This is a genomic window from Mucilaginibacter roseus (assembly GCF_021215455.1).
Taxonomy (GTDB): domain Bacteria; phylum Bacteroidota; class Bacteroidia; order Sphingobacteriales; family Sphingobacteriaceae; genus Mucilaginibacter; species Mucilaginibacter roseus.
On record NZ_JAJPWV010000007.1, the window covers coordinates 54,274 to 79,530 of the forward strand.

Sequence of the window (25,257 nt, forward strand, 5' to 3'; positions counted from 1 at the left end):
AAATGATTGATGTACTTTTTGCAGGGTGCTTTTTATTACTGCTTAGCTGCCCAGGCATTCATTTTAGTTTCGAATACACTTAGTGGCATGGCGCCATCCTTCAATACCTGATTGTGAAATTCGGCCAGGTTAAATTTGCTGCCCAGTTGCTTTTCGTATCGGGTACGTAGCTCACGAATTTTAAGGGCGCCGGTTTTGTAGCCTAATGCCTGTGCCGGTATACCCATGTAACGTTCAATTTCGGCGGTGGCACCCTGCTCGCTGATGGCTTCATTATCCATCATGTATTTAATGGCTTGTTCGCGCGTCATGCCCTTGGTGTGGATGGCCACATCAACCACCAGCCTGATGGCGCGGTGCATTTCATCGCCAAGGGCACCCATATGCTGGTAAGGGTCGGTATATAGGCCTAATTCCTTTCCTAACGATTCGCAATACAACGCCCAGCCCTCCACATAAGCATTCTCAAATATCAGAAAACGGCGAAATTTAGGCAGATCATTGTTCTCGAACGTAAGCGATATCTGGTAATGATGGCCCGGTATGGCCTCGTGCAGAAACAGCGATTCCATGCCCGATGTTACGTTGAATGTTTTGGCATCCAGTATAGGCACATAAAATATGCCGGGGCGTTTACCATCTGCTGACCCCGGATTGTACTCCGCGCTGGCTGATGCTGCCCTGAAAGCCTCGGTTTGCTTGATCACGAACGGTATTTTAGGCTCGTGGCTGAACATCTTTTTCAAATTAGGTTTCATCCGCTGGTGGATATTCTCGAACGCGTCGAGTACTTCTTTTGGCGTTTTGTAAGGCATGAATTTTTTGTCGGTTTTCATGTACTCAAAAAACGCCTGCATATCGCCTTTAAAACCAACCAGTGTTTTAATGCTATCCATCTGGCCCTTTATGCGGGCTACTTCGCTAAGCCCGGTTTGATAGATCTGTTCGGGCGTTCTGTCAGTTGATGTTTGCTGCTTTACCAGGTAGGCATACTTGGCCGCGCCATCGGTTACGGCTGATAAACCAGAGGTGCTGCGTGTATGCGGCAGGTAGTCATTCTTTAAATACACTGCCAGCTTTTTATAAGCAGGCACGGCTACTTCCATAATGGTTTTCTTGTAGTCGGCAGTAATTTTATCTGCATCGGCTTTGCCTATATCTTTAGGTAGATTTTTCAGAGGCTCATAAAACAGGCTCTTTTCGGGAGAGGCAACCACAAAGCTTTCCATCTGCGGTATCATTTTTACCACAAGGGATTTGGGTAACACAACCCCGGTTTTAATGCCCTTATTAAAGTTGGCAATAGCGGTATCAGCCCAGGCGGAAAAAGCGGTTAATCTTTTGAGCCAGTCGTTATAATCTTTAACGGTTTTAAATGGCTGAGCCGCGCCACCTGAACCAAATTGCCCGATGGTTAGAGGCAGCGCGTACATCTGGTTAAAGGGTAAATACTCCAAGTGATGTTTAAAACCATCCAGCGCTATTTGCGCCTCGTATACAAAAATATCGTAGGATAACTTGTCGTTATCGCTTAATTCGTCGCGGTTAAAGGTTTTTAGACTGTCGAGGTAGGCTTTGTAAAAGCTCTCTGATTTTTTCAGGTAATCGGCCGACAAGGTGTTGGGCAGTTCTCCGTTATAACGCGGGTCGCCGATATAGGTCGCCGTAAGCGGGTCGAGTTTCAGGTACGCTTCGTAGTAATTGTCAAAAAGTTGGTTCAGCTTCTCGTTCTTGTCTGCTGACGACGAGCCGGAGCTTTTTGTGCCCGGTTGATTGCACGCGGCGATAACGCCTGCCAGGCACAATGCCATTAAAATTTTTTTCATGGTGTAAAGAGGTTAGCTAATCACTAAAGCTAACAAAAAAGTAATTACAAAAGCAATGCTTATTCGGCCCTGAACTTAATGCTCAGTTTAACCTTTTTTGGCAGGCCGCTAACATCAGCCATCCATTTAGGGCCATCCTTAACCAGGGCGATAGCTTGCTGGTCGGTTTCATCGCTCAGGGTTTTGGTGATCTCAAAGTCGGTTAATGAACCATCGGGATTAACAACAAAAGTTAGCTTAACTGTACCTTTTTTACCGTCCGGAGATATGGCGTTTTCTTTCAGGTATTCATTGTAATCATCCCATCCGTTAATTGGATGCGCTTCTTTGATCTTGCTTTTGCTGCCATAGCCTGACACAACTACAACTTCATTTAATGAGCTTTGATTAGGCACCATAGCTATCATCAATGAATCCTGATTTTTAACTTTTACTTTTTTACTCTCGAAACCGATGTAGCCAAAGTTCAGGGTTGATTTTTCAGGAACGGTTAGTGAAAAATTGCCGTTGGCATCAGTTTGAGTGCCAATATCCTTATTTCTTACGGTTACCGCCACGCCAGGTAGTGGCTGTTTGAGTTCGTCGGTTACTTTGCCGGTAATGGTTTTCTGTTTAACATCACTACTTTTTATTGTAGCTACTGCCCCTGTTACGGATGTTTTTCTTTGTGCCGCATACCCTACAACAACTACTTCTTCAAGCGAAGCACCTTTTCTGGTACCTGTATCTGCTATCGCAACATTAGGCTCAGCAGCAAGTCCCGCAGCCGGGCGGCTCGCACTACGGCGCATAGGTTTTGCTTTTTTAACAGATGCAATATAAGGCGATTTAATATTTTTAGTTTTATCAGATAATTTCTGCAATATACTATCCGATTTTTTGGGAGACTCGTTAACCACCATTTCCGGCGACTGTATAATTTCAACCTGTTTAGCTAACTCTTTTTTATCAACCGCCGGCTTATCATTATATAGCCATAAACCAATCGCGCCCAATAAAACCATAACCGAAGCCGCCGCGCTCAGTCGCCATATCAGCATACTTCGTACCTTGCCTTTGGCGGTGCGTTGTTGTAGCCTTCCGGCAATATCATCAAGGTTGGCTTGCTGGTTAGTACCCGTTTTGTCGTAACCCTCCAAAGCATCCATCAAAAATGGGTCGTTCTGTGCGTCGCGCTCCAGTTGGTGCATGGCGCGCGCATCAAGCTCCCCGTTCAGGTACTTTTCAATTTGCTTCGCTATGTCGGCAGGCTTACTCACGATTCTTTTCTATGCAAATTTTAAGGTTACGTTTTCCGTTTTGTATGTGGCTTTTTACTTCGTTCAGAGTAAGGCCGGTATCGTCGGCTATTTCCTTGTAGCATTTTTGCCGCAGGTAAAACAGGTCGACACTTTGCCGCTGTGCGCCCGGCAACTTCTCCATACATCTCTCTAAAACGGCCATGTACTCCTCGTTGTATTTACTATCAGGATGCACATCGGCAGTAAATTCCATAACTTTGTCATCAATAGATGTTGTAGGCATCTTTTTATCGCTGCGCAACTGCATCAGGCAATAATTACGGGCCAGCACATACAGCCATCCGCGAAACTGTTTAACCTCATGTGCTTTGGCTTTGTTCACCAGTTCCTCAAAAATGCCCATCACGGCGTCCTTGGCATCATCCTCATCGGTCAAATACTTCAGGCATACACCATACACCAGTTGAACATATTTTTCATACAAACGCCCCAGCACCTGCAGATCGCCATCTTTTCGATAGCGCTCAAGCAAAATCTCGTCATCTGCTTCATCAGGATGTATCGTTCGGCTAAAGAGGTTCATTTATGGTGCCGCAAAATAATTTTTTTAAATGGCTTATGGAAATGTGTATGCCGCTGCATCCTGATGGTATAAAAACCAACAGATCATGAAACATATCTTATTTATCGCATTAATGTTTGCCGGGCTTGCAGGTTACAGCCAGGCGAACAAAACCCGCACAATAAGCGGAACAGTAAAAGACAATACTTCGGCCTTACCTGGTGTGAGTGTAATGGCACAAGGAACACGTATAACTACGCAAACCAATGCAACAGGCCGGTACACCATCAATATACCTGACAGTGTAAAAAGCCTTGTTTTTTCATTTGTAGGTTATAAACAGAAAATTGTTAAAGTAGGCAAAAAATCAGTTATCGATGTAAAACTCGAAGCGTCGTCAAGAACTTTAGATGAGGTGGTGGTTGTAGGTTACGGAGTGCAAAGAAAGACAACAATAACCGGTTCAATTGCCACAGTACGCGGCTCGGCAGCATACTCAACAGCATATATTGCACCACAGCCAGCCAATACCGAAAGCTACAAAGGCGTCACCGAAAATGGCTTCCATGTAGCATCGAACGATCCACTTTCTACTTTTTCGGTTGATGTTGACGCGGCATCTTACAGCAATGTGCGCCGCTTCATCAATGGCGGACAAATACCCCCGGCCGATGCGGTGCGGATTGAGGAAATGGTCAACTATTTTAACTATAACCTGCCCGGCCCCGCCAATAACGATCCGGTGGCCATACATACAGAACTTACCTCGGCACCGTGGAATACTAAACATCGCCTGCTGCGTATCGGCTTAAAGGCACGTACTATCCCAACTGAAAATTTGCCTGCGTCGAATTTGGTTTTCCTGATCGATGTATCGGGCTCTATGAGTGATGAAAACAAGTTGCCGCTGGTAAAATCATCCATGAAAATGCTGGTGAACCAGTTGCGCGCTAAGGATAAGGTTTCTATAGTAGTGTATGCCGGTGCGGCAGGCATTGTGCTGCAACCCACCGCGGGCGATAAAAAGACCACCATTAACAACGCCATTGATAACCTGGAGGCAGGCGGTTCAACAGCCGGTGGCGAAGGTATAAAACTGGCCTACAAGGTAGCGCACGAAAATTTGATGAAGGAGGGTAACAACCGCGTGATATTAGCAACCGATGGCGACTTTAACGTAGGTGCATCCAGCGATGATGATATGGAAAAGCTGATCATCAAACAGCGTGAGGGTGGGGTGTTCCTGTCGGTTTTAGGTTATGGTATGGGTAATTATAAGGATAGTAAAATGGAAACGCTGGCTGATAAGGGTAATGGTAACTATGCTTACATCGACAACATTACCGAGGCTCGTAAAACGCTGGTAAGCGAATTTGGCGGTACGCTTTTTACGGTTGCCAAGGATGTAAAGCTGCAACTGGAATTTAACCCCGCCAAAGTACAGGCTTACCGATTGATCGGCTACGAGAATCGTATGTTGAACAAGGAGGATTTTAATAATGATAAAAAAGATGCCGGCGATATGGGTAGCGGCCATACCGTTACCGCTTTGTATGAGATTGTACCGATAGGGGTGAAGGATGACTATTCCGGCTCGGTTGACCCGTTGAAGTACCAGAAACCGGCTGCGCCAAAAGGATTGGTGAATACCGGCAGCGGCGAAATGCTGACCATCAAGTTCAGGTACAAACAACCTAACTCCGGTAAAAGTGCCTTGAGCCAGGCTGTAGTGAATGATGTGCCTGTGGAGTTCGCCAAAACCAGCGTGGATATGAAGTTTGCCAGCGCTGTGGCCGAATTTGGTATGCTGCTGCGCGATTCGCCATACAAACAACAGGCCAGCTATGCTCATGCCATAAAAACCGCACGTGCCGGTAAAGGGAATGATGATGAGGGATATCGCGCTGAGTTTATAAAACTGGCTGAAAACGCACGCCTGTTAGCTAAAGAAGAGCAGTTGGCCGACTCGAAATAAACCTTACCTAAACCTGATAGATACTCGGACGAAATTAAAATGCTTCGAGGGCGTTCTTAACATCCTGCATCAGCCACATAGGGGTTGATGTAGCCCCGGCGATGCCCACCGTGTCGCCGGGCGCAAAGAGCGCTTTATCCAGCTCTTCCACTGAAGAAATAAAGTAAGTGTCCGGGTTATGCCTTTTGCAAACTTCGAACAGCACCTTGCCGTTTGATGATTTTTTGCCCGACACAAATACCACTTTATTAAACTTTACCGCGAATTCAGGCAGATCCTTATCCCGGTTTGATACCTGGCGGCAAATGGTATCATTAGCTTTTACTTCGTAACCACGGTTAAGCAATTCCTCTTTAATAGCGTAAAATTTATCGGTGCTTTTGGTAGTTTGGCTGTACAGGGTAAAGCGGTCGGGCAGTTCGGCATTGTCCAACTCGGCAATATCCTGAAAAACCAATGCCTCGTTGTTGGTTTGCCCTTGCAGGCCGATCACTTCAGCATGGCCGTGCTTGCCGAAAATGAGTATCTGCTCTTTATTATCAAATGATGTTTTGATGCGGTTTTGCAGTTTCAAAACTACAGGGCATGAGGCATCAATCAGGGTGATGTTATTTTCAAGGGCGGTTTTATAAGTTTCAGGTGCTTCGCCATGCGCACGGATCAGTACCTTTTCGTTATGCAGATCATGCAGTTGGGAGTGGTCAATAATGCGCAGGCCTTTAGCTTTTAACCGGGCAACTTCCTCATCGTTATGCACAATATCGCCCAGGCAATACAGGTAGCCATCCTGCTCCAGTATTTCTTCGGCCATATCAATAGCGAAAACCACCCCGAAGCAAAAGCCCGAATCCTGGTCAATGGTCACCTTTAAATTATACTCACCCATGATGATACAAATTTACGCTAAATTATATTATAAATAACGATGCCCGGCTGCCTGTGGTTTTCATTTTACAAAGGGTAAATATTCAACGCCGCGAAAAATACAAGCTGGGTTATCAGCAGTGCGGGGCCTACCCAGCTCTGTTTTTTAAAGCCAAAGTTTTCGAAAACGAAAAGCATAAACATGCTCACAAAAAACCAGCACACGTAATTATAAACCGGAATGGCATCAAATCGCCAGTGCCAGTAGTCAAATTGTATGGCAACGGGCTCAATCAGCACATCCAGTACCATCATTAGCAAAGCACCATATACAATACGCAGCCACCGGTTTTTTAATTTCGCGCGCTGCATCAACACCCCGGTTGAATATACCAGCAGGAACCAGTTTACACCAATCATCAGCGGGATGTTCAGCACCTTTACACCCAGGGTACTGCCATAGGCGTAATAACCAAACAAGGCGCCGGTATGCACACCTATCCACTCGGCAACATATCCCGCAAAATAGATAATGAGGTAAAAACTCCAGAAACGGTTATCAACTTCGCGATGACTAAGCACAATAATGCCCAGCATCAGCAGCAGGTGGAAGGGTACAATATCTTCAAACAGGTTGCGCGTAGCAGGCAGCGCAAAACCCACATAGCCAACGGCATGAAATAGTACAATGATGAAAATAAGCACCGAAGATTTTTTTAACAATTGCATCATACCCGGCGGCCTTTCCATACCGTATTTTTGGTGAGGTATTGCTGCACGGCGAAATAAGCGATGACCACCATGCTTGCCATTTGCAGCGGATGCAAAACAACATTGAGCAACGGGTTTTGACCGGCAGAAAAAGAAATCATGATGCGCGTAAGAATGATGAGGCCAACCATTAGCGCAATAAGCGGCAGGTTCATGGTAGTAATTACCAGCATAGGCCCGCCTATAAGCAGGGTAATATAAACCAGAAAACCCGGCACGCTGTAGTTAAATATAGCCAAAAAGTTTTTGCTGAACCCTTGAATGGCCTCGTTATAACCGGTATACATACGGCAGTAAATTAAATCGTTAGCCAGTAAGCCCTCTCCACGGTAGCGGGCGGCCTTCACCAGCTTCATAATCTCTACGTCCTCAACCACCTTGTCGCGTACCTGTTTGTGCCATTGGTTGGCATGATAAGCTTCAGCATCAAAAAACATAAACTGACCGCTGGCTGCCGCAACAGCATAATGCCGGGTTAGATAGATCAACCGGATAGGTAAAAGATTCAATAAAAGGAAGTGCATTAGCGGTACCACCAGCTTTTCGCCGAGCGTTACCATGCGTTGGTTGGTAAATAAACTTAGCAGGGCTACCTGCCGCAGGTGCATGCGGTGCACGGCGCTGTTAATCAGCCCGTGCTCAATTTCTTCGTCAGCATCCACAAACATCAAATATTTGCCCTTAGCTTGTTTAGCTAACTGGTAACAGGCAAAATTTTTACCCAGCCATCCGTCGGGTAAGGCTTCACCTTTTATCACTTTAAAGTTTGGATGTGCAGCGGCATAATGCTGACAAATGGCGAAGGTATTGTCGGTAGAATTATCATCCAGTATAATTACCTCATAGTTTTGATACTCTTGCCTGGTTATGGAGCGCAATAGGTTATCAATGTTTTGTTCCTCGTTGCGGGCAGGTATTAGGATGGATACCATATCGTTGTAAGGCTTGGCTATACGTTGCAGCTTTGGGTTCGACATAAAGTTGAACAACGTAACCACAAAGCGCAGCACTATAAAAAACAAGGTTACCGATATGGCAATGATCACTATTATATAACTATTTGTGTTTGCTGCTGCCTTGCCGCTTCATAATGCTGCTGGTAGGCATCAGTAAATTGATGTATATTATTAAAGCCGTTAACGGAGCTTTTGTTTAAATAAACGTTGATGCCCGGCTTTTTATGTTCAAAGTATTCAATAAAAGTAGCAGCAAATACCAGTTGCATGGCGTGTTTTGTTTTTTCCATCACCCGCAATATACCTTTATCAAATTCAACCTGTTGCACAAAGTTAGAATATAGCTTGCCCTGCGGAAATATCACTACCAGGTTCTGCGGGTCGTTAAGCAATTCGGCAGCATAGTTAAGCGATTCTATCAGGCTCTTTGAATTTTTGCTGATAGAGAACGCCCCCATATATTTCAGAAAGAAAACCTTGCTCACAGTTTCTTCGAGTATCATGATGTGGAAGCGTTTTTTAAATAGCTTATAATTGAGATAATACAGGATAAAACCATCCCACCAGCTGAAGTGGTTAGGGATCAGCAATACAGATTTGTCCGGCTCAACCTCAATGTTATTAAAATTGAAAGACCGGAAATTTTTATCGATCAGCCGCAAAATATACCGGTGGAAGAACCAGTGGATAAATCTGTTATTTTTAGGGGCGATCATGGATGTGAATACTTAATGGTCAACGTGTATTTGGTTGGCAAGTGCCTGCTTATGGCAGGCGTTAATGTTGCTCACCAGTTGCTCAAAAGGTAATTCACCAGCTACGCCGCAATCAAACAAATGGATGAATGCCGATGGTTTCAGGCTCTCAAAGTAATCGATCAGTACACAGGAGTACACGATCTGGCAGGGGCCTTTTATGTTTTTTATCAAGCGTTCAATACCGTTTCCGATCTCAATCTCGGTAGCGTGGTTTGATATCAATTCGCCTTGCGGGAAAACGACCACCAAATTCTCCGGATCGTTCAACAAACCCGCCGCGTATTGCAATGACTTGATCATCTCCCGAGACCCTTTTTCAATGGAAAAACCGCCGAACAGGTTAAACAACATCCGCTTGCGCAAGTGGTCTTCCTGCATCATGATGTAGAGCTTGCGCTTAAGATGCCAGTAAGCCAGGTAATTGCCGAAAAAACCATCCCACCAGCTAAAGTGGTTGCAAAGCAACAGTACCGAATGGCCGGGTTTTGGCTCAAAAGGCATTACCACCACGCGGTTAAATGCCTTGTGTATGCGGTAGCGCATATACCGGGCAAACCAGTTACTGAAAAGGCTTACTCTGCGGGCGGGTATCATGCTTTAAATTTAACTAAATATTTATCCAGATCTGCAGTTACCAGCCAGTGCCCCAAATCAACCTCATGTACATCAGGATTATTTAACATGTTGATAAAGGGTTGGGCTTCCTTTTTCGGAAACAAATTATCATGCCTGCCAAATATCAGCCGGCATTTAATGTTATGCTGATTAATGAGTTGCGCTACCTTTTGCGTATCAGGTTTTAATAAGCGTATCAAATTGAGGGTATAATAAACGTCCAGACGTTTTTGTTCGGTATCCATTTCGCTCCAGGCTATTTTATACAGGCTGTCATCAATAAAGCCCACGCGTTTAAGTGTTTTTAATAACGATGGCGCTATCCATGTGCTTTTGGTAACGGTACTAAAAAGATAACGCCCCAGTGTTTTATGCGTTAATAGATGAAAGCCTTTATACACAAACAGCCCATCAGGTGCCATCAGTATCACTTCGTCAATCAGGTCGGCATATTCCTCAACCAGTATAAGCGCCAGGTTAGCGCCGATGGAGTAACCCAGTACCGAAAAGCGTTGCCTGCTATGCAGTTTAAACCATTCTTCTACATAATTACGTACCAAAGCCTTGGGCATGCCCTGAATAATCTGCTGCTCGCTCCAGTCCTTTAGCGCGCTGCCGCCATGAAAAAAATGATCAAAGCCGTACACGTGATATTCCGGTAGTACCGATTGCTCCAGCACATGAAACTGCTTGCCCGTCATGCCGTAGCCGTGAAAAGCCAGCAGCGGCTTGCTGCCCGTACCGTATTCATGATAGTGTACCTGCCCTAACTGCGGGATGTGTAAATAACCCATTGCGGCAATATTAACAAATACCCGCTAAAAAGTTTGCAGCGGTGTGTAATTGCATAATTATGGTAAACGTGATACTAATCATTATTTTGTAATATATAGCCCGTGGTTTAGCAGTGTACAAGGTATTTATAGTATTTTTGGAGCCTCGAAATATTATGGCAAAAAAGGGAATATTATTAGTGAATTTAGGCACGCCTGATAGTCCGTCAACCGCAGATGTGCGCCGCTATCTGGATGAGTTTTTGATGGACCCGCGGGTAATTGATGTAAATGCTGCCTTGCGCACCTTTTTGGTAAAGGCGGTAATTGTACCGTTCAGGGCACCTAAATCAGCTAAGTTATATAAGGAGATTTGGGATGATGTTAACGGTTCGCCATTAAAATACTACAGCATTTTACAGCGCGATGCCCTGCAGCAGCGCCTGGGTGATGAGTATATGGTTGAACTGGCCATGCGTTACCAAAACCCATCTATAGATAACGCGCTTGAAAACCTGAAAAATGCTTTGGTTGACAGCGTGCAGGTAATTCCATTATTCCCGCAATATGCCTCGGCGAGTACCGGTTCAGTATATGAGAAAGTGATGCGTTTGATGAAAGATTGGCCTACGCCGCCGCCGGTGTCATTCGTCAACTCGTTTTATGATGACGACCTGGTAATTAAAACCTTTGCCGATAATGCCCGCAAGTACGATCCGGCATCGTACGATCATATCCTGTTCAGCTTTCACGGCCTGCCGCAGCGACAGTTGATCAAGGCCGATCATACCCACAGCTATTGCCTTAAGGTGAATGATTGCTGCCAAACCATTAACGATAAAAATAAATTCTGCTACTCGGCACAATCATACCACACGGCTAAACTGATAGCAGCAGAGTTGAATATTGCTAAGGAAGATTATACTGTTTGCTTTCAATCGCGCCTGGGTAATGATCCATGGGTGCAGCCTTACACCAGCGAGATTATTCACAAATTGGCCAAAGAGGGAAAAAAGCGCCTTTTGGTATTTTGCCCGGCTTTTGTTGCCGATTGTTTGGAAACCGTTTACGAGGTTACCGAAGAGTACGGCGCTGAATTTAAAGCCCTTGGCGGCGAGGAAGTGCAGCTGGTTGAAAGTCTTAATGATTCGCCGGTGTTTATTGACGCGCTCGAGCGAATGGTACGCAACAACTAAGTATTATACTGTTTCGGAATTCCGTATAAAGTTCACTATCTTCTCGGTAGCGCCCTTTTGTGTGTCAACATATTGCCGGGCTTGTTGGCAGCTGTTGATGTAGTACGCAGTATCGGTTGCCAGTTTTTCAACAATTGCTCTTAATTCCGCCTCATTGCTGATGCTGAAGCCCGCTTCAAGTTCAATAAGCGCCTTCGCTTCATTAAATTTATGGTAATTCGGCCCGAAGATCACCGGAATGCCAAATGCAGCCGCCTCCAAGGTGTTGTGTATACCTACGCCGAACCCCCCGCCGATATAAGCGATGTTACCATATTGATATAAGGATGATAACATCCCCATATTATCAATTACAAGGCACTGATGGTTATTGCCGCCTTCAGTTATGGCCAAGGCCGAGTATTTAATGCAACTATCCGGCGGCAGCATTTCGGCCAGGCGGTTTATTTTTTCCATGCTTAGCTCATGCGGCGCGAAAATAAATTTCCAATCCGGGTATTCACCTGTTAATTCAGCCAGCAGCTTTTCATCATCGGGCCAGGTGCTGCCGCAAATAAAAGCTTTTTTTCCGCCGATGAAATTTTCAATTTCCGGTAATTGTTTCGGAGCGTTAGCATTAGCCCAAACGCGATCGAACCGGGTGTCGCCGCTAACGGTAGTATTATTTACGTTTATGCCAGCAAGCAATTGTTTGGAGTATTCATCCTGTAAAAAAAAGTGGCGCACGCATTTGAGCATTTTGCGGTGCATGCTGCCATACCATTTAAAAAATACCTGCCCATCCCTGAAAATGCCTGATATAATATATAACGGTACCCGCTGCCCGTACAACTGCGCGAAAAAATGATACCAATACTCGTATTTGGTAAAAACGGCTATGGATGGATTAATGGTTTTTATAAAGCGCCTGGCATTGCCGCGGGTATCCAGCGGCAGGTAATATACCGCATCGGCAAGGGGCGTATTTTTACGCACTTCGTAACCTGAGGGCGAAAAAAAAGTGATCACAATAGGCCGGTCAGGATAAGTGAGTTTCATCTGCTCAAGCACCGGGCGGCCCTGCTCAAACTCCCCTAATGATGCAAAATGAAACCAAATACTGTTCTGGTAACGTACAAATGTTTGCTGCCTGCGCCCCTTTATCCAAAGCTTTGCCTTTTGGTTAAAAAACGAAGCCAGCCAGATTATCAAATAGTATAAACGTATTCCAATATTATAAAGCACAAACATTTTGAACGTTGAATGTTTATATTCGTCGGGGTTAAAAGTACAAATACTAACGCATCAAATTCAAATAACATACAGGCATGGCAAGAAAGCGCATACTTATTACCGGGGCCGCGGGGTTTTTAGGCTCGCACCTTTGCGACAGGTTTATTAAAGAGGATTACCATGTTATAGGCATGGATAACCTGATTACAGGCGACCTGCGTAACATTGAACATCTGTTTAAACTGGAGAACTTTGAGTTTTACCATCACGATGTTTCAAACTTTGTGCACGTGCCCGGCGATCTGCATTATATACTGCACTTTGCTTCACCGGCCAGCCCGATAGATTATTTGAAGATACCTATCCAAACGCTTAAGGTAGGCTCATTGGGTACGCACAATCTTTTGGGTTTGGCCAAGGCTAAAGGCGCGCGTATGCTTATCGCCTCAACATCCGAAGTGTATGGCGACCCGAACGTTAACCCGCAGCCCGAGGAGTACTGGGGTAACGTAAACCCGGTTGGTCCGCGCGGGGTGTATGATGAGGCCAAGCGCTTTCAGGAAGCCATGACCATGGCTTACCATACTTTCCACGGTGTTGAAACCCGCATCGTGCGTATATTTAATACTTATGGCCCGCGTATGCGCCTTAATGATGGCCGTGTGTTACCTGCTTTCATCGGCCAGGCTTTACGCGGCGAATCGCTCACCATGTTTGGCGATGGATCACAAACCCGCTCATTTTGTTACGTAGATGATCTGATCGAAGGTATATACCGCCTGTTGTTCAGTGATTACGCGCAGCCGGTTAACATTGGTAACCCCGACGAGATCACGATACGTGAGTTTGGCGAAGAAATAATAAAACTTACCGGAACTGACCAAAAATTAATAAGTTTGCCGCTCCCGGTTGACGACCCTAAACAACGCCGCCCGGATATTACAAAGGCTAAAGAGCTGTTAGGATGGGAGCCTAAAGTATCGCGAAGCGAGGGTTTGAAGATCACGTATGATTATTTCAAATCGTTACCGGAGCACGAGATACAGCATAAGGATTTTTCAAACTACAATAAATAAACCTCTTAACTAATGGCAAAAATATTAGTGACCGGCGGCCTTGGTTACATCGGCTCGCACACGGTTGTTGAACTGGTAAACTCGGGTTACGAACCGGTAATAATTGACGATCTGTCAAACTCTCAGCCTAAAATACTCGATCAGCTTACCAAGATCATTGGCTACAAGCCGGTATTTCATCAGGTGGACCTTTGCGATGAAAAGGCGGTAGCAAACCTGGTCGCTACCGAGAATGATATTGCAGGTATTATCCACTTCGCGGCATTTAAAGCCGTAGGCGAATCGGTTGCGCACCCTCTGAAATACTACCGCAATAACTTTTACTCACTGATAAACCTGCTTAACGGGTATTATGGTAAGCCTATAAATTTTGTGTTCTCATCAAGCTGCACGGTTTACGGTCAGCCGGAAAGTTTGCCTGTTACCGAGGACGCGCCTGTGCAACCGGCGCAATCGCCTTATGGTAATACCAAGCAAGTAGCTGAAGAGATATTGAAAGATATGGTTGCATCAGGCACACCTTATAAAGTTATTTCTTTGCGCTACTTTAACCCGGTTGGCGCGCACGAAACCGCGCTGATAGGCGAACTGCCGATAGGTGTGCCGCAAAACCTGGTGCCATTCATCACCCAAACAGCCATCGGCAAGCGTGAAAAAATTACTGTTTTTGGCGACACTTATAACACGCCCGACGGTAGCTGCATCCGCGACTATATACACGTTGTTGATTTGGCCAAGGCACACGTGTCGGCCTTAAAGCTTGCCGAGCAGGAGAGTTTTAGCGGTTATGATGTGTTTAACCTGGGTACCGGCAAAGGCAGCTCGGTATTGGAAGTAATTGCCGCTTTTGAGAAAGCGACAGGCGTTAAACTCAATTACCAGATAGGTGCCCCTCGCCCTGGTGATGTGGAGCAGGTATGGGGAGATGTAAGCAAATCAACAGAAAAGCTGGGCTGGAAAACCGAGCTTGGTTTAGATGAAATGATGTCATCAGCCTGGGCATGGGAAAAATATATCGCTCGGAATCCGATAGGATAGCAATTTAAATCACAATAAATAAAAGAGCCCCGATAGATAATACCGGGGCTCTTATTTTATATGGTTGCTGGACTATTCGTATCGCAAGGCTTCAACAGGGTCAAGCTTTGACGCTTTTTTTGCCGGGTAATAACCGGAAGTAAGGCCGATGAACGTACAAACAACCAGCGAGACAATTAGCCAGAACCACGGCACAGCAAATGATCCGCTGATGTTAACGGCAATCAGGTTGCCGATAGCCATACCCAAAATTATACCGCCCACACCACCGATAAGGCATATTACAATAGCCTCAAGCAAAAACTGTTTACGTATAACTGATGGTGTTGCACCTATTGATTTACGCAGCCCGATCTCGCGGGTACGTTCAGTAACCGATACCAGCATGATATTCATCAAACCGATAGCTGCACCTAAAAGGGTGATAACACTTACCACCAGGCCCGCCGCGGTAAGTCCCGCCATCTGGCTGTTCAACTGATCCTGTATGGCATCGCTGCGGTCAACGTCAAAGTTTTGAGGTTGGCCAACGCTCAACCCGCGAATGTTGCGGAACAGGGCGGTAGCCTCGTCCACCGTAGCATTCAATGCCTCTGCGCTTTTTACCGCCACGGTTATTTCAAAAGATGGGTTTTTGGTGGTGATGATCTGCTTTGCTTTAAACACGGGTATAAGGCAAAACTTATCGCCGCCAAACTGCGAGCCGGAACCTTTGGACGCCAATATGCCAATTATGCGGAATTGATTATTCCCTATAAAAATGGCCTTGTTAAGCGGATCATTATTTTTAAATAGCGTTTTTTTTATTTCATCACCTATTATTACCACATTATCGCCATGCTCAAGCTCTGAGGTGGAAAAATTACGGCCAGCTGCCATTTTGTAACCGCTGTTTTGAACATAGTTCTCATTGGTGCCGGTTACCGATATATTAGGGTTGGTTTTCTCGTTGCCATACTTGGCAATAGCCGAGCCGCTTACCGACAGGTTGATGGAGATTGACGATGGCAGTTTAAAGTTACGCCGAAAGCGTTCTGCCTGATCATAACGGATAGAAGGGTAGGCTTTGCGCGCGCCGCCCGGACCAAAGTTGAGGTCCTGCCCCATGTTGCGTATGGTAAAGGAGTTTGCGCCGAGGCCGGCAAAGGCGTCATTGGTAAATTGTTTAATACCCTCAATGGCGGTAAGTATGCCCACCAGCGCCATTATACCTATTGATATAATGAGTGCTGTTAGCGATGTGCGTAATTTATTGCCGCTGATAGATTGCAGGGCAATAGCCAGATTTTCGCGAAGAGTAGTTTTTACCGCCATAATTAAAACTTGGGGTTAAGACTATGCACCCGCTTTGTTTGTTACATGTTCAATATAATAAATAAATGGGGCAAAAAAAAAGCAGCCTCGAGGGCTGCTGTCGTGCTATACAAATATTATGTTAAACCGAAAATGATGTACCGCAACCACAAGTGCTGGCTGCATTCGGGTTATTAAAGGTAAAGCCGCGCGCGTTTAAGCCATCCTGAAAATCGATTTGCATACCCGCCAGGTATAAGCCATGCGCTTTGTGCATAAACACCTTAACGCCGTCAATAAAATATTCCTGGTCGCCGTCTTTCTTTTGGTCAAAGCCCAAAACATAGTTCATGCCAGAGCAGCCACCACCTTCAACGCCTACGCGCAAGCCGAAATCATCCCCAATCTCCTGCTGATCTTTCAGTTTTAACAGTTCCTTTACAGCGCCCGGTGTAAAGCTTACCGGAGCGGTTTCAACAGCTATACTCATCTTATTTAATTGTTAATTCACAAATATAATGTAAAATACACATTTTTGTTGGCCCCGCCAAGTTTATGACGGGCGCATAACATTTACCATCTCATGAATTTATACCCGCTGTTTATTGATGTATTAAAAACCACCCTCGCCGGCGTTGGCATTGTGTGGGTGGCTTTTTATTTATTTAAACCTTACCTGGACAGGCTTGAGCGGCTACTGCTTGCCCGGCAGGCCAAACCCGCTGTTGATTCTTCGCTTATGCTGAAGTTGCAGGCTTACGAGCGAATGGTGTTATTCATAGATCGTATCAATCCCTCAAACATGTTTGTGCGCATTGGTGCCTCAGCGTTTCAGGCTGATGAACTGCACCGCCTGGTGATAACCGAAATGCGTAACGAATATCAGCACAACATAACCCAGCAGGTGTATGTAAGTGAGCCGGCCTGGGACGTAATGACCAAGCTGAAAGACGATACCATTAATATATTAAATGAGGCAGCCCGCCTGCAACCTGCCGAAGCCCGCGGCGTTGAACTGGCCAAAACCATTTTACAGCAATTAAGCCTCATGCAACCTGACCCATATATAACAGCCGCCGCAATAATTCGTAACGAGGCGCATAAAATAATGAGTTGATTTTATATCTTTGCCGCCCCGAATTTTTTAACAAAAACTGCGGCTTTTGCCAAAAGTTTTCAACGATTAATTGGGGTAGTTCAGGGTTATTTGTTGTAGTTCAGCTGTTTATGGAAAATGTTAAAAAAGTCAATTTTTCCACAAACAAATACTTCAAAAAAGCCTTTTAAGATGAACATCAAAACGATCCGGATTCCCGGGTTTTTAAATATTGAAATAGTTAAAAATTTAACTTGAAGCTAAATATTTCACTTTGTTAAAATCGCAACGATTTTGTGTGGATAATTATCATTTTTTCAACATTTTGAAGCTAAAATTTCAAAAAGGATAAAATTTAAAAAGATAAAATTTAATTTTTTAATCGGCTTTTTTTTTCAATATTCGATGTTCCGTACTACCCCAACAGGTTGTTTTGTTCGGGGATTGTAAATCAATAAATTACCGAAATACTATATATGGAAAAAACTTGTATCAACGTTTGGAATAGCTGTCTTCAGATAATTAAGGACAACATACCAGCCCAAAGTTTCAAAACTTGGTTTGAGCCAATCAAAGCTTTGCGCATGGAAGGCAGTGTTCTGACAATACAGGTGCCCAGCTTATTTTTTTACGAGTGGCTTGAAGAACACTATGTAGGCTTGTTACGTAAAACCATCAAGAAACAATTGGGCGACGAAGGTCGTTTGGAATACAACATCGTGGTTGAGCAATCATCTTCGAGCAAGCCATACACTACCAACATGCCGTCAAACGGTAATGGTGCCGAGGCTAAGAATCAGTCAATGCCTATTCCTATCGCAATTAATAAGGATATTAAGAACCCTTTTGTGATACCGGGATTGAAAAAGTTAAATGTTGACCCGCAGCTTAACCGCAATTATACCTTCGAGAATTTTGTTGAGGGCGATTGTAACCGCCTTGCCCGATCAGCGGGTTATGCGGTAGCGGCAAAACCGGGCGGTACCTCGTTTAACCCACTGATGCTTTATGGCGGTGTAGGTTTAGGTAAAACCCACCTGGCGCAGGCCATTGGTAACGAGATCAAAAAATCATTGCCTGATAAGCTGGTGCTTTATGTATCGTGCGAGAAATTTACCCAGCAGTTTGTTGACGCGCTTAAGCATAATAACATTAATGATTTTGTGAATTTTTACCAGGCCATTGATGTATTGATTATGGATGATGTGCATAACTTTGCCGGTAAAGAAAAAACACAGGATTTCTTCTTCCACATCTTTAACCACCTGCACCAGTCGGGCAAGCAACTGATCATCACGTCTGACAAAGCGCCGAAGGACTTGGCTGGTTTGGAAGAGCGTTTGCTGTCGCGTTTCAAGTGGGGCCTTTCTGCCGATTTGCAGGTGCCTGATCTGGAAACCCGTATGGCAATCCTGAAAAACAAGATATATCAGGATGGTATTGATATTTCAAACGAAGTGCTGGAGTATGTAGCGCACAATATTGATAACAACGTGCGTGAACTGGAAGGCGCCATGGTATCATTATTGGCACAATCAACCCTTAACCGTAAGGAGATTGACCTGAACCTGGCCAAGCAAATGCTGAAAAACTTTGTGAAAAATTCATCAAAAGAAATTTCGATGGAGTATATACAAAGCCTGGTTTGCGAGTATTTTGAGGTGCCTATCGAGATGGTAAAGTCACAAACCCGTAAGCGCGAAATTGTACAGGCCCGTCAAATATCCATGTACTTGGCAAAAGCACACACCAAAAGTTCGTTAAAATCTATCGGTCACTTTTTTGGGGGCCGCGATCACTCGACCGTAATTTACGCATGCCAAACCGTTGAAGACCTTATCGACACCGACAAAAAATTTAAAGGCTACGTTGCCGACATCCAGAAGAAACTTAAAATGAGCTAACCCTCGTTTCAACAATATAAAATGGCTGTATGTAAAACATACGGCCATTTTTTTTGACATAATGAATTGGTTAATAAAATGATATATTTACAAAACCTTTATCTATGTCAATTAAACCAATTAAAGCCTGTCTTGTAGCAATCTCTCTATTTCTACTTTCAAAACCAGTTGAGGCGCAAGTAGCGAAGCCATTTACTTATACATACACTAATAATTTTACCGGCACATTCAACGGTAGCGAAACACTGGTATACCATTTCACTCCGCTTAAAAAAAACGCCGATGGCAGCATGGTTTACGGTTGCAGGCTGATTGGTGTGAAAAAGCGGGACGATGATAGTAAGCGCTTTAATTTAAACACGGATAACATCAGGGAAACTGACTTTAGTAACTCCGGTGTGGTTGAAAAATTGGCACTACTTAATACACCATTTAGGGTAGTGGTAAATAAAAACGGAATTGTTGGTGAGCTTGAAGGGCTTGACAAAATTGCTCAATCAGCCAAAAGTAAATGGGTATTAAAGGAGGATATTTACAAGCAATTCATAGATAATTACAATAGCCTTAAGGCCGGCATACAGCTGCTGTTTTTAAAATTGCCGGATAAAAAAGTAGCCTTTGGTACTGAGTGGGCCACAGATGATAACCAATATAAAGTGGTGGCCATAAAAGGCGCTGTGCTGGATATTGTAGTATCACCGGTAAGTAGCAAGAATTACAAAAGATACGATAGCAGGATTGAGTACAATGACGTTACCGGTTTAATACAAAAGTTAAAAGAGAACTCATTATATATTGAGCCAAACGCACGTCCGGTTTATAAAAATGACGGCGTTCGCACGCTGCAAATAGCCTACAATACTAATATCCCCGCTTTGGACACCGCCTGGATAAATATGGCAGTACGAATGTGCTATTGGAGTGAAGCATTGAAATCAGGAACTAAAAATGATTCGACAAAAACTTTTGCCTTCTTTAAGCAGTATGATCCATTATTTAAAAATGATGCCTATTACTGTAATGCTAAATTGAGCGCTATACAAGGGCTTGATTTAGAGAAAAGCTATGAGCTTTATGATAGCGTGCTCATGCGAAGCCCAAATCACATTATTAATCCTATGGGCGTTCATTTTTTTAATAAACTGGGGAATTCTTTAACGCAATCGCCGGATTCAACTTACAATATCATCAAATACTTTCATGTTAATCCGTCGTTTGGTAGTTGGATGCAACAGTCGTTAGCACAAAGTTATTTGGATGATTTCTCAGAAGAGGATTTCAGGAAAGCTATGCGCGAACGTAAGGTAAGTGATGCAGAAACCGAAAAGATGATCTCTGATCATAAAAGGAAAGCATTAAATGCCCTGCAGCTGATCGAGATGATGAACGCCTCCAAGCTTTCCGGCGTTAGCCAAAAAAGCAAAGGGCTATACATTTGGGTTAAAGCGAAAGCCCAACCGAATTATAAAAAGCAATTATTAAATGCTGCCCGATCATTTGAGAATATGGATGATGCCACCACCAAAGCAAGCAACGGCGGCAGGTATGCCATGCTCATATATAATATGCTGTATGTGGCAGATGAGAAAGCGGCGGCGAACACTTTATTGAATAAAACCATCGCAAAACTCGAAAAATACACTGCCGATACCCTTAATAACGACAGGTACGCGCACCAAAACCTGCTTGCCCACGCCTACTACCTGAAATACACGGCAGCCAAACCGGCCGACTCGGTGAAAGCTTTACAATACCTGGCGAAGGCGGCGCAGTACTCGCCAAAAAGTAATAAGGAAAAGGCCTATGCCAGTTTTTATGACCGGGTATTCCTTAAATCGCAGGAGAGTTACCGCGAGGAATTTATTGACCGATTGTTTAAAACCGGGGATGAGCAGCAAGCGCTGGCTATTTTTGCTGAACACGTAAACGTAAACCCGGAGCGATTAGACGAAATGGAGAAGATATATGCCGCCAAATACCCAGATAGAACATTTAAAACATTCTTCGCGAGTAACGTGGTAAGCACCTGGCAGCAAGCGCCTGATTTTGTGTTGAAGGACATTGAGGGTAAAGAGCATAAACTAAACACCTATCGCGACAAGTGGCTGGTGCTTGATTTTTGGGGAACCTGGTGTGGCCCATGCCGCGAGGAGATGCCGCGGGTAAATAAATTCAACGATGATATAAATAAAGGTGAATACGCCGGTGTTAACTTTTTAAGTATAGCTTGTAACGACACGCAGGACAAAGTAAAAGCATATTTAGCTGAAAATAAATTCACCATTCCGGTACTGATGTCAGATCGTGAAGTAGAAAAAACATACAAGATCAGGGGCTATCCATCAAAGATTCTGATATCGCCTGATGGCAAAATGATCAACATTAATTTTGGCGCCGACTGGCTTGCTATTTTAAAGAAGTTTAACCAGCTTTATGCATCAAACTAATTATATGCGTAAACTTTTTACCCTGTGCCTGCTAATGATCTTGGCGGGGCAGGCCTTCAGTCAGCAAACAGAAAACGAAGCGGTGAAAAAAACCATCAATACTTTATTTGCCGCAATGAAGAAAGGCGACAGCACGCTGTTACGCACCGTATTTCATAAGGATTTGGTTTTGCAAACGGTAGCCAATAAAAAGGATGGTAGTAAGGTGTTATTGACGGAAAAACCCATTGAGTTTTTAAAAGCCGTGGGCACGCCGCATACCGATGTATGGGATGAGCGCATCACCTTTGGCGACATTAAGATTGACGATAACCTGGCCAGCGTATGGACGCCATACAAATTTTATGTGAGCGATAAGTTCAGCCATTGCGGCGTTAACTTTTTTCAGTTGATGAAAACCGCCGACGGCTGGAAGGTAATCTACATTGTGGATACCCGTCGTAAGGATAACTGCCCGGAATAGTTATTTCAACTCTCCGAGCTTCATCAACGCGTAAAACAAGGCGGTGCAATGTAGTGCCTGGGTTATTTTGCCGTCGGCCAGTAGTTGTTTAACTTCGGCTATGGTATGTTCGGTAACTACAAGTTCTTCGTGCTCGTCCAGGTGCTGTTCCTGTACTTTTTTACCACCGCGTGCCAGGTAACAAAATGTTTTGTTGTTTGATGTAGCCGGGTTGGGGTAGGTAGTGGTTACCAGTTCAATATCATCAAACTGATAACCGGTTTCTTCCAGCAGTTCGCGGCGCATGCCCGCTATCGGTTCCTCGCCCTCGTCAATAACGCCGCCCGGTATTTCCAGCGAAACTACTTTTGCCGCATGGCGGTATTGTGTTACCAAAAGCACTTTGTTGTCTTCGGTTATAGCAACGGCATTTGCCCAATCAGGGTATTCAAGCACATAGTATTGTTCAACTACGCGGCCATCGGGCATTTCACATTTGTCGCTGCGCAGGGTAGCCCATGGGCCTTTATGCAGATAGGTTGATTCGCAAACTTTCCAGTTAAGATTTTTCATGTACAGACGATTTTATAGCACATTTATTTAATAACATAGCAAAAGTTATTTGCCACGTTGGGAAAATAATAAAAATGGTAAAAGAAAATACTTTGTAATGAGTCGTCTTAAACAAATAATAGCTCATCGCAGAAGGGATACTTGTGATCAAGCCGAATATCATCATGATAAAGAGCATTCTTTTGAGATGATAATTCCGATCTATAATAAAATAATAAGATAAAAAGAGTAGTATCGATCCAATTGTGCTTGCCGACATTAACCTTAGAATAAACCAAAGCGAATCATCTTTCAAATTTAGCATAAAGAAGCACCCAATATAAATGATTGTAGATGCCCAAATAATCAATCCAGGGGAATATATACTTTTATCATTTAAACTCAATACAATGCCGTAGCAAAATCCTGGTATCAGAATAGCAAAAAACAAAAATACACTTGCTGCCTTTAGGCATAGCAATAATACGCTAATTATAAAAAGGAACAATCCGGAGAAAACGGAGTGTTTAATCAGATCGACTTTTAGTAATTGCATCAACTATGACAGAGGGTGTTTAAAATTGCCAAATGGTTAAACAACTACAGCTTAATTTAAGTTTACCAACTGCCGCTACTGCCGCCACCGCCAAAACTGCCGCCGCCAAATCCGCCGAAACCACCACCGCCGGAGCTGCCTCCGCCGCCGGAGAAACCACCCCAGCCACCGCCGCCACGTCCACTGTTACCCAACATATTGCCAGCCAGGAACCACCAGAACGGATCGGCGCCGCCTCGACGGTCGATAATACGTCCACCACCGCCGCCGCCGCCACGCCTGCTGATAATTATTACGATGATAACGGTTACGATTATGCCAATCAAAACACCGGCTCCCGAACCGCCTTTATCTCTCTTTTTCGGTTTTGCTTCGGCTTTGTATTCGCCTTTGGTGTATTTGATGATCTGATCGACACCGGCATTCAGGCCGCCGTAAAAATCACCCTCACGAAAGCGTGGGTTTATATCGTTTTCACGTATTTGCCGGGTAACCGCATCTGGCAAAGCGCCTTCAACACCGTAGCCGGTTTGTATGGTAAGCTTACGGTCATCCTTGGCAACCAGTATTAAAACGCCGTTGTTCTTATCTTTCTGGCCAATACCCCAGGCTCTGCCAAGTTTAATAGCATACTCGCCAATGTCATACTCGCCAACGGAACGCATCATGACGATGGCAATCTGCGTAGATGTGGAATCATCAAAGGCTACCAGTTTATCTTCCAGGCGCTGCTTATCCTCAGCGCTGAGCGTGTTGGTATAGTCAGTAACAAGGGTAGTTGATTTTGGAGGTAATTCCTGTCCGAAACCTGCCATTGCGGCCAGGCTTAAGCAAAAGAGTAATATATATTTTTTAAACATCTTGATAGTTTAATCGCCGTTCATTTGAACAATATCATCTGGCAGTTCATTACTGTCTCCATCCGTAAACGGAAAGAATTTTTTAAGTTGCTGCCCCGCCATGCCAATACCGGTGATAATGCCCTCGGCAAGGTTTCCATACTTAAATTCGGCCAGCATTTTTTCTTTTGTCGAGTCCCAGAAATCAGCAGGAACAACCCGGTTTATACCCGCATCGCCAATAATAGCAAACTTACGGTCAACTGTGGCCAGATAAATAAGTACGCCGTTACGCAGCTTGGTTTTATCCATGTTTAACTGGTAAAAGTATTTGGCAGCTCGGTCAAGCACATCTTCGCTGCATTTTTTTTCAATACAGATGCGTATCTCACCCGAGGTAGCCCTCTCGGCCTCTTCAATGGCCTTTTGTATGCGCTGCTGTTCCTCGTCGTTAAATATGTTCATGCAGATAATTATTGATTTAATGAATTATTGGGGGATTGATTTTATAACGTCATTATTCAATTCAATCCCCCATCGGAGAAATCACTCGAAAAATTAGTGAAATCAATATCTCAAATTAAAACTCAACCTTTGGCGCTTTATCTGCACCGGCTTCAGCGGTAAAGTATCCCTTCTCGCTAAAACCAAACATTTTGGCAGTCAAGTTAGCCGGGAAAGCCCTGATCTTACTGTTGTAATCCTGCACAGCCTGGTTAAAATCTAAGCGGGCAACATTAATACGGTTTTCGGTACCTTCAAGTTGAACCTGCAGATCTTTAAAATTTTCGTTGGCTTTAAGATCCGGGTAGTTTTCAGTTACCGATAATAAACGGCCTAACGCGGCGCTTAGTTCCCCCTGGGCAGCCTGATATGCTTTTATTGATTCAGGAGTAAGTTTTGTAGGATCAACCTGTACTGATGTTGCTTTTGCGCGCGCCTCGGTAACGGCAGTAAGCGTTCCTTTTTCAAAATTGGCTGCACCTTTAACCGTATTTACCAGGTTCGGTATCAAATCGGCACGGCGTTGATACTGGCTTTGTACCGCACCCCACTTACTTTTAACATTTTCGTCAAGTTTAACCATGCTATTGTAGCTGCATGAGCTTAACGACATGGCCGCTACTAAAATAAGTATAACAGAAAATAGCTTTTTCATTGTGTAGTTTTTGTTGTGAATTTACAAATTAGATAACAAACTGCATACCGATGTTACAAAAGCGCATTTTAATGACAGTTTGGCAAAAAATGCGCTGATAAGGCTT

The 25,257-nt window shown here is 44.3% G+C and carries 24 protein-coding genes; 8 read left to right on the forward strand and 16 right to left on the reverse strand.

Annotated features, from left to right (window positions below; translation table 11 throughout):
• Positions 1 to 35: 35 nt before the first annotated feature.
• Genes LT679_RS18170 through LT679_RS18180 form a run of 3 tightly spaced genes read right to left on the reverse strand, consistent with a single transcriptional unit; the run spans position 36 to position 3,650 of the window.
• Positions 36 to 1,826: a DUF885 domain-containing protein gene (locus LT679_RS18170; RefSeq protein ID WP_232179104.1), complete on the reverse strand. Its 1,791-nt coding sequence runs from the start codon at positions 1,824 to 1,826 to the stop codon at positions 36 to 38.
• A gap of 59 nt (positions 1,827 to 1,885) precedes the next feature.
• Positions 1,886 to 3,085 carry a TonB family protein gene (locus LT679_RS18715; protein WP_232179105.1) on the reverse strand — a complete coding sequence of 400 codons (1,200 nt, stop codon included), beginning with the start codon at positions 3,083 to 3,085 and terminating at the stop codon, positions 1,886 to 1,888.
• Positions 3,078 to 3,650: an RNA polymerase sigma factor gene (locus LT679_RS18180; protein WP_232179106.1), complete on the reverse strand. Its 573-nt coding sequence runs from the start codon at positions 3,648 to 3,650 to the stop codon at positions 3,078 to 3,080. Before LT679_RS18180 ends, LT679_RS18715 begins: the two co-directional genes overlap by 8 nt.
• Before the next feature lie 85 nt (positions 3,651 to 3,735).
• On the opposite strand from LT679_RS18180, the gene LT679_RS18185 reads away from it, so the two are divergent.
• Positions 3,736 to 5,604: a vWA domain-containing protein gene (locus tag LT679_RS18185; RefSeq protein ID WP_232179107.1), complete on the forward strand. Its 1,869-nt coding sequence runs from the start codon at positions 3,736 to 3,738 to the stop codon at positions 5,602 to 5,604.
• Between the two features lie 34 nt (positions 5,605 to 5,638).
• Here LT679_RS18185 and LT679_RS18190 read toward each other — a convergent pair whose 3' ends face one another.
• The 6 genes from LT679_RS18190 to LT679_RS18215 all read right to left on the reverse strand — a co-directional run bounded on the left by LT679_RS18190 (position 5,639) and on the right by LT679_RS18215 (position 10,362).
• Positions 5,639 to 6,490 (reverse strand): 4-hydroxy-3-methylbut-2-enyl diphosphate reductase, encoded by an 852-nt coding sequence (locus LT679_RS18190; RefSeq protein ID WP_232179108.1) that lies wholly within the window; start codon positions 6,488 to 6,490, stop codon positions 5,639 to 5,641.
• Between the two features lie 65 nt (positions 6,491 to 6,555).
• On the reverse strand, positions 6,556 to 7,218 hold the full coding sequence (locus LT679_RS18195) for a carotenoid biosynthesis protein (protein ID WP_232179109.1): 663 nt from the start codon (positions 7,216 to 7,218) through the stop codon (positions 6,556 to 6,558).
• Positions 7,197 to 8,285 (reverse strand): glycosyltransferase, encoded by a 1,089-nt coding sequence (locus LT679_RS18200; protein ID WP_232179110.1) that lies wholly within the window; start codon positions 8,283 to 8,285, stop codon positions 7,197 to 7,199. Before LT679_RS18200 ends, LT679_RS18195 begins: the two co-directional genes overlap by 22 nt.
• A gap of 2 nt (positions 8,286 to 8,287) precedes the next feature.
• Entirely contained in the window at positions 8,288 to 8,911 is a 624-nt protein-coding gene (locus tag LT679_RS18205; protein WP_232179111.1) for a lysophospholipid acyltransferase family protein, read from the reverse strand.
• 12 nt (positions 8,912 to 8,923) lie between these two features.
• Entirely contained in the window at positions 8,924 to 9,547 is a 624-nt protein-coding gene (locus LT679_RS18210) for a lysophospholipid acyltransferase family protein (protein WP_232179112.1), read from the reverse strand.
• Positions 9,544 to 10,362 carry an alpha/beta hydrolase gene (locus LT679_RS18215; RefSeq protein WP_232179113.1) on the reverse strand — a complete coding sequence of 273 codons (819 nt, stop codon included), beginning with the start codon at positions 10,360 to 10,362 and terminating at the stop codon, positions 9,544 to 9,546. The genes LT679_RS18210 and LT679_RS18215 overlap by 4 nt, the downstream gene beginning before the upstream one ends.
• 155 nt (positions 10,363 to 10,517) lie before the next feature.
• Between LT679_RS18215 and hemH the strand changes: the two genes are divergently transcribed.
• Positions 10,518 to 11,537 (forward strand): ferrochelatase, encoded by a 1,020-nt coding sequence (gene hemH, locus LT679_RS18220; RefSeq protein WP_232179114.1) that lies wholly within the window; start codon positions 10,518 to 10,520, stop codon positions 11,535 to 11,537.
• A 3-nt stretch (positions 11,538 to 11,540) separates the two neighbouring features.
• Here the strand turns inward: hemH and LT679_RS18225 are convergent, their stop codons facing one another.
• Positions 11,541 to 12,728 carry a 3-deoxy-D-manno-octulosonic acid transferase gene (locus LT679_RS18225; RefSeq protein WP_317206558.1) on the reverse strand — a complete coding sequence of 396 codons (1,188 nt, stop codon included), beginning with the start codon at positions 12,726 to 12,728 and terminating at the stop codon, positions 11,541 to 11,543.
• Between the two features lie 116 nt (positions 12,729 to 12,844).
• Between LT679_RS18225 and LT679_RS18230 the strand changes: the two genes are divergently transcribed.
• Together LT679_RS18230 and galE are read left to right on the forward strand one after the other, a co-directional pair.
• Positions 12,845 to 13,825: a UDP-glucuronic acid decarboxylase family protein gene (locus LT679_RS18230; protein WP_232179116.1), complete on the forward strand. Its 981-nt coding sequence runs from the start codon at positions 12,845 to 12,847 to the stop codon at positions 13,823 to 13,825.
• A 12-nt stretch (positions 13,826 to 13,837) separates the two neighbouring features.
• Positions 13,838 to 14,863, forward strand: coding sequence for a UDP-glucose 4-epimerase GalE (galE, locus tag LT679_RS18235; RefSeq protein WP_232179117.1), 1,026 nt, complete (start codon positions 13,838 to 13,840; stop codon positions 14,861 to 14,863).
• Positions 14,864 to 14,935: 72 nt separating this feature from the next.
• Here the strand turns inward: galE and LT679_RS18240 are convergent, their stop codons facing one another.
• The gene (locus tag LT679_RS18240; protein ID WP_232179118.1) at positions 14,936 to 16,177 is read right to left on the reverse strand and encodes an ABC transporter permease; all 1,242 of its coding nucleotides are present in this window, start codon (positions 16,175 to 16,177) and stop codon (positions 14,936 to 14,938) included.
• A 121-nt stretch (positions 16,178 to 16,298) separates the two neighbouring features.
• The gene (locus tag LT679_RS18245; RefSeq protein WP_232179119.1) at positions 16,299 to 16,646 is read right to left on the reverse strand and encodes a HesB/IscA family protein; all 348 of its coding nucleotides are present in this window, start codon (positions 16,644 to 16,646) and stop codon (positions 16,299 to 16,301) included.
• Positions 16,647 to 16,739: 93 nt separating this feature from the next.
• Between LT679_RS18245 and LT679_RS18250 the strand changes: the two genes are divergently transcribed.
• The 4 genes from LT679_RS18250 to LT679_RS18265 all read left to right on the forward strand — a co-directional run bounded on the left by LT679_RS18250 (position 16,740) and on the right by LT679_RS18265 (position 22,066).
• Complete coding sequence (locus tag LT679_RS18250) at positions 16,740 to 17,273, forward strand: DUF7935 family protein (RefSeq protein WP_232179120.1); 534 nt, start codon at positions 16,740 to 16,742, stop codon at positions 17,271 to 17,273.
• Between the two features lie 455 nt (positions 17,274 to 17,728).
• Entirely contained in the window at positions 17,729 to 19,156 is a 1,428-nt protein-coding gene (dnaA, locus tag LT679_RS18255; protein ID WP_232179121.1) for a chromosomal replication initiator protein DnaA, read from the forward strand.
• A 104-nt stretch (positions 19,157 to 19,260) separates the two neighbouring features.
• Positions 19,261 to 21,603: a DUF6263 family protein gene (locus tag LT679_RS18260; RefSeq protein ID WP_232179122.1), complete on the forward strand. Its 2,343-nt coding sequence runs from the start codon at positions 19,261 to 19,263 to the stop codon at positions 21,601 to 21,603.
• Positions 21,604 to 21,607: 4 nt separating this feature from the next.
• Entirely contained in the window at positions 21,608 to 22,066 is a 459-nt protein-coding gene (locus LT679_RS18265; protein WP_232179123.1) for a nuclear transport factor 2 family protein, read from the forward strand.
• Here the strand turns inward: LT679_RS18265 and LT679_RS18270 are convergent, their stop codons facing one another.
• The 4 genes from LT679_RS18270 to LT679_RS18285 form a co-directional block, all read right to left on the reverse strand.
• Positions 22,067 to 22,618 (reverse strand): NUDIX hydrolase, encoded by a 552-nt coding sequence (locus tag LT679_RS18270; RefSeq protein WP_232179124.1) that lies wholly within the window; start codon positions 22,616 to 22,618, stop codon positions 22,067 to 22,069.
• Between the two features lie 597 nt (positions 22,619 to 23,215).
• Positions 23,216 to 23,968, reverse strand: coding sequence for a TPM domain-containing protein (locus LT679_RS18275; protein ID WP_232179125.1), 753 nt, complete (start codon positions 23,966 to 23,968; stop codon positions 23,216 to 23,218).
• Between the two features lie 54 nt (positions 23,969 to 24,022).
• Entirely contained in the window at positions 24,023 to 24,457 is a 435-nt protein-coding gene (locus LT679_RS18280; protein WP_232179126.1) for a TPM domain-containing protein, read from the reverse strand.
• 115 nt (positions 24,458 to 24,572) lie between these two features.
• Positions 24,573 to 25,151 carry a LemA family protein gene (locus tag LT679_RS18285; RefSeq protein WP_232179127.1) on the reverse strand — a complete coding sequence of 193 codons (579 nt, stop codon included), beginning with the start codon at positions 25,149 to 25,151 and terminating at the stop codon, positions 24,573 to 24,575.
• Between the last annotated feature and the right edge of the window lie 106 nt (positions 25,152 to 25,257).

Bases quoted from the DNA above. Each gene is read 5' to 3' on its own strand.
- LT679_RS18170 (WP_232179104.1), bottom strand. From the start codon at position 1,826: ATGAAAAAAATTTTAATGGCATTGTGCCTGGCAGGCGTTATCGCCGCG.
- LT679_RS18180 (WP_232179106.1), bottom strand. From the start codon at position 3,650: ATGAACCTCTTTAGCCGAACGATACATCCTGATGAAGCAGATGACGAG.
- LT679_RS18185 (WP_232179107.1), top strand. From the start codon at position 3,736: ATGAAACATATCTTATTTATCGCATTAATGTTTGCCGGGCTTGCAGGT.
- LT679_RS18190 (WP_232179108.1), bottom strand. From the start codon at position 6,490: ATGGGTGAGTATAATTTAAAGGTGACCATTGACCAGGATTCGGGCTTT.
- LT679_RS18195 (WP_232179109.1), bottom strand. From the start codon at position 7,218: ATGGAAAGGCCGCCGGGTATGATGCAATTGTTAAAAAAATCTTCGGTG.
- LT679_RS18205 (WP_232179111.1), bottom strand. From the start codon at position 8,911: ATGATCGCCCCTAAAAATAACAGATTTATCCACTGGTTCTTCCACCGG.
- LT679_RS18210 (WP_232179112.1), bottom strand. From the start codon at position 9,547: ATGATACCCGCCCGCAGAGTAAGCCTTTTCAGTAACTGGTTTGCCCGG.
- LT679_RS18215 (WP_232179113.1), bottom strand. From the start codon at position 10,362: ATGGGTTATTTACACATCCCGCAGTTAGGGCAGGTACACTATCATGAA.
- hemH (WP_232179114.1), top strand. From the start codon at position 10,518: ATGGCAAAAAAGGGAATATTATTAGTGAATTTAGGCACGCCTGATAGT.
- LT679_RS18230 (WP_232179116.1), top strand. From the start codon at position 12,845: ATGGCAAGAAAGCGCATACTTATTACCGGGGCCGCGGGGTTTTTAGGC.
- galE (WP_232179117.1), top strand. From the start codon at position 13,838: ATGGCAAAAATATTAGTGACCGGCGGCCTTGGTTACATCGGCTCGCAC.
- LT679_RS18240 (WP_232179118.1), bottom strand. From the start codon at position 16,177: ATGGCGGTAAAAACTACTCTTCGCGAAAATCTGGCTATTGCCCTGCAA.
- LT679_RS18245 (WP_232179119.1), bottom strand. From the start codon at position 16,646: ATGAGTATAGCTGTTGAAACCGCTCCGGTAAGCTTTACACCGGGCGCT.
- LT679_RS18250 (WP_232179120.1), top strand. From the start codon at position 16,740: ATGAATTTATACCCGCTGTTTATTGATGTATTAAAAACCACCCTCGCC.
- dnaA (WP_232179121.1), top strand. From the start codon at position 17,729: ATGGAAAAAACTTGTATCAACGTTTGGAATAGCTGTCTTCAGATAATT.
- LT679_RS18260 (WP_232179122.1), top strand. From the start codon at position 19,261: ATGTCAATTAAACCAATTAAAGCCTGTCTTGTAGCAATCTCTCTATTT.
- LT679_RS18265 (WP_232179123.1), top strand. From the start codon at position 21,608: ATGCGTAAACTTTTTACCCTGTGCCTGCTAATGATCTTGGCGGGGCAG.
- LT679_RS18270 (WP_232179124.1), bottom strand. From the start codon at position 22,618: ATGAAAAATCTTAACTGGAAAGTTTGCGAATCAACCTATCTGCATAAA.
- LT679_RS18275 (WP_232179125.1), bottom strand. From the start codon at position 23,968: ATGGCAGGTTTCGGACAGGAATTACCTCCAAAATCAACTACCCTTGTT.
- LT679_RS18280 (WP_232179126.1), bottom strand. From the start codon at position 24,457: ATGAACATATTTAACGACGAGGAACAGCAGCGCATACAAAAGGCCATT.
- LT679_RS18285 (WP_232179127.1), bottom strand. From the start codon at position 25,151: ATGAAAAAGCTATTTTCTGTTATACTTATTTTAGTAGCGGCCATGTCG.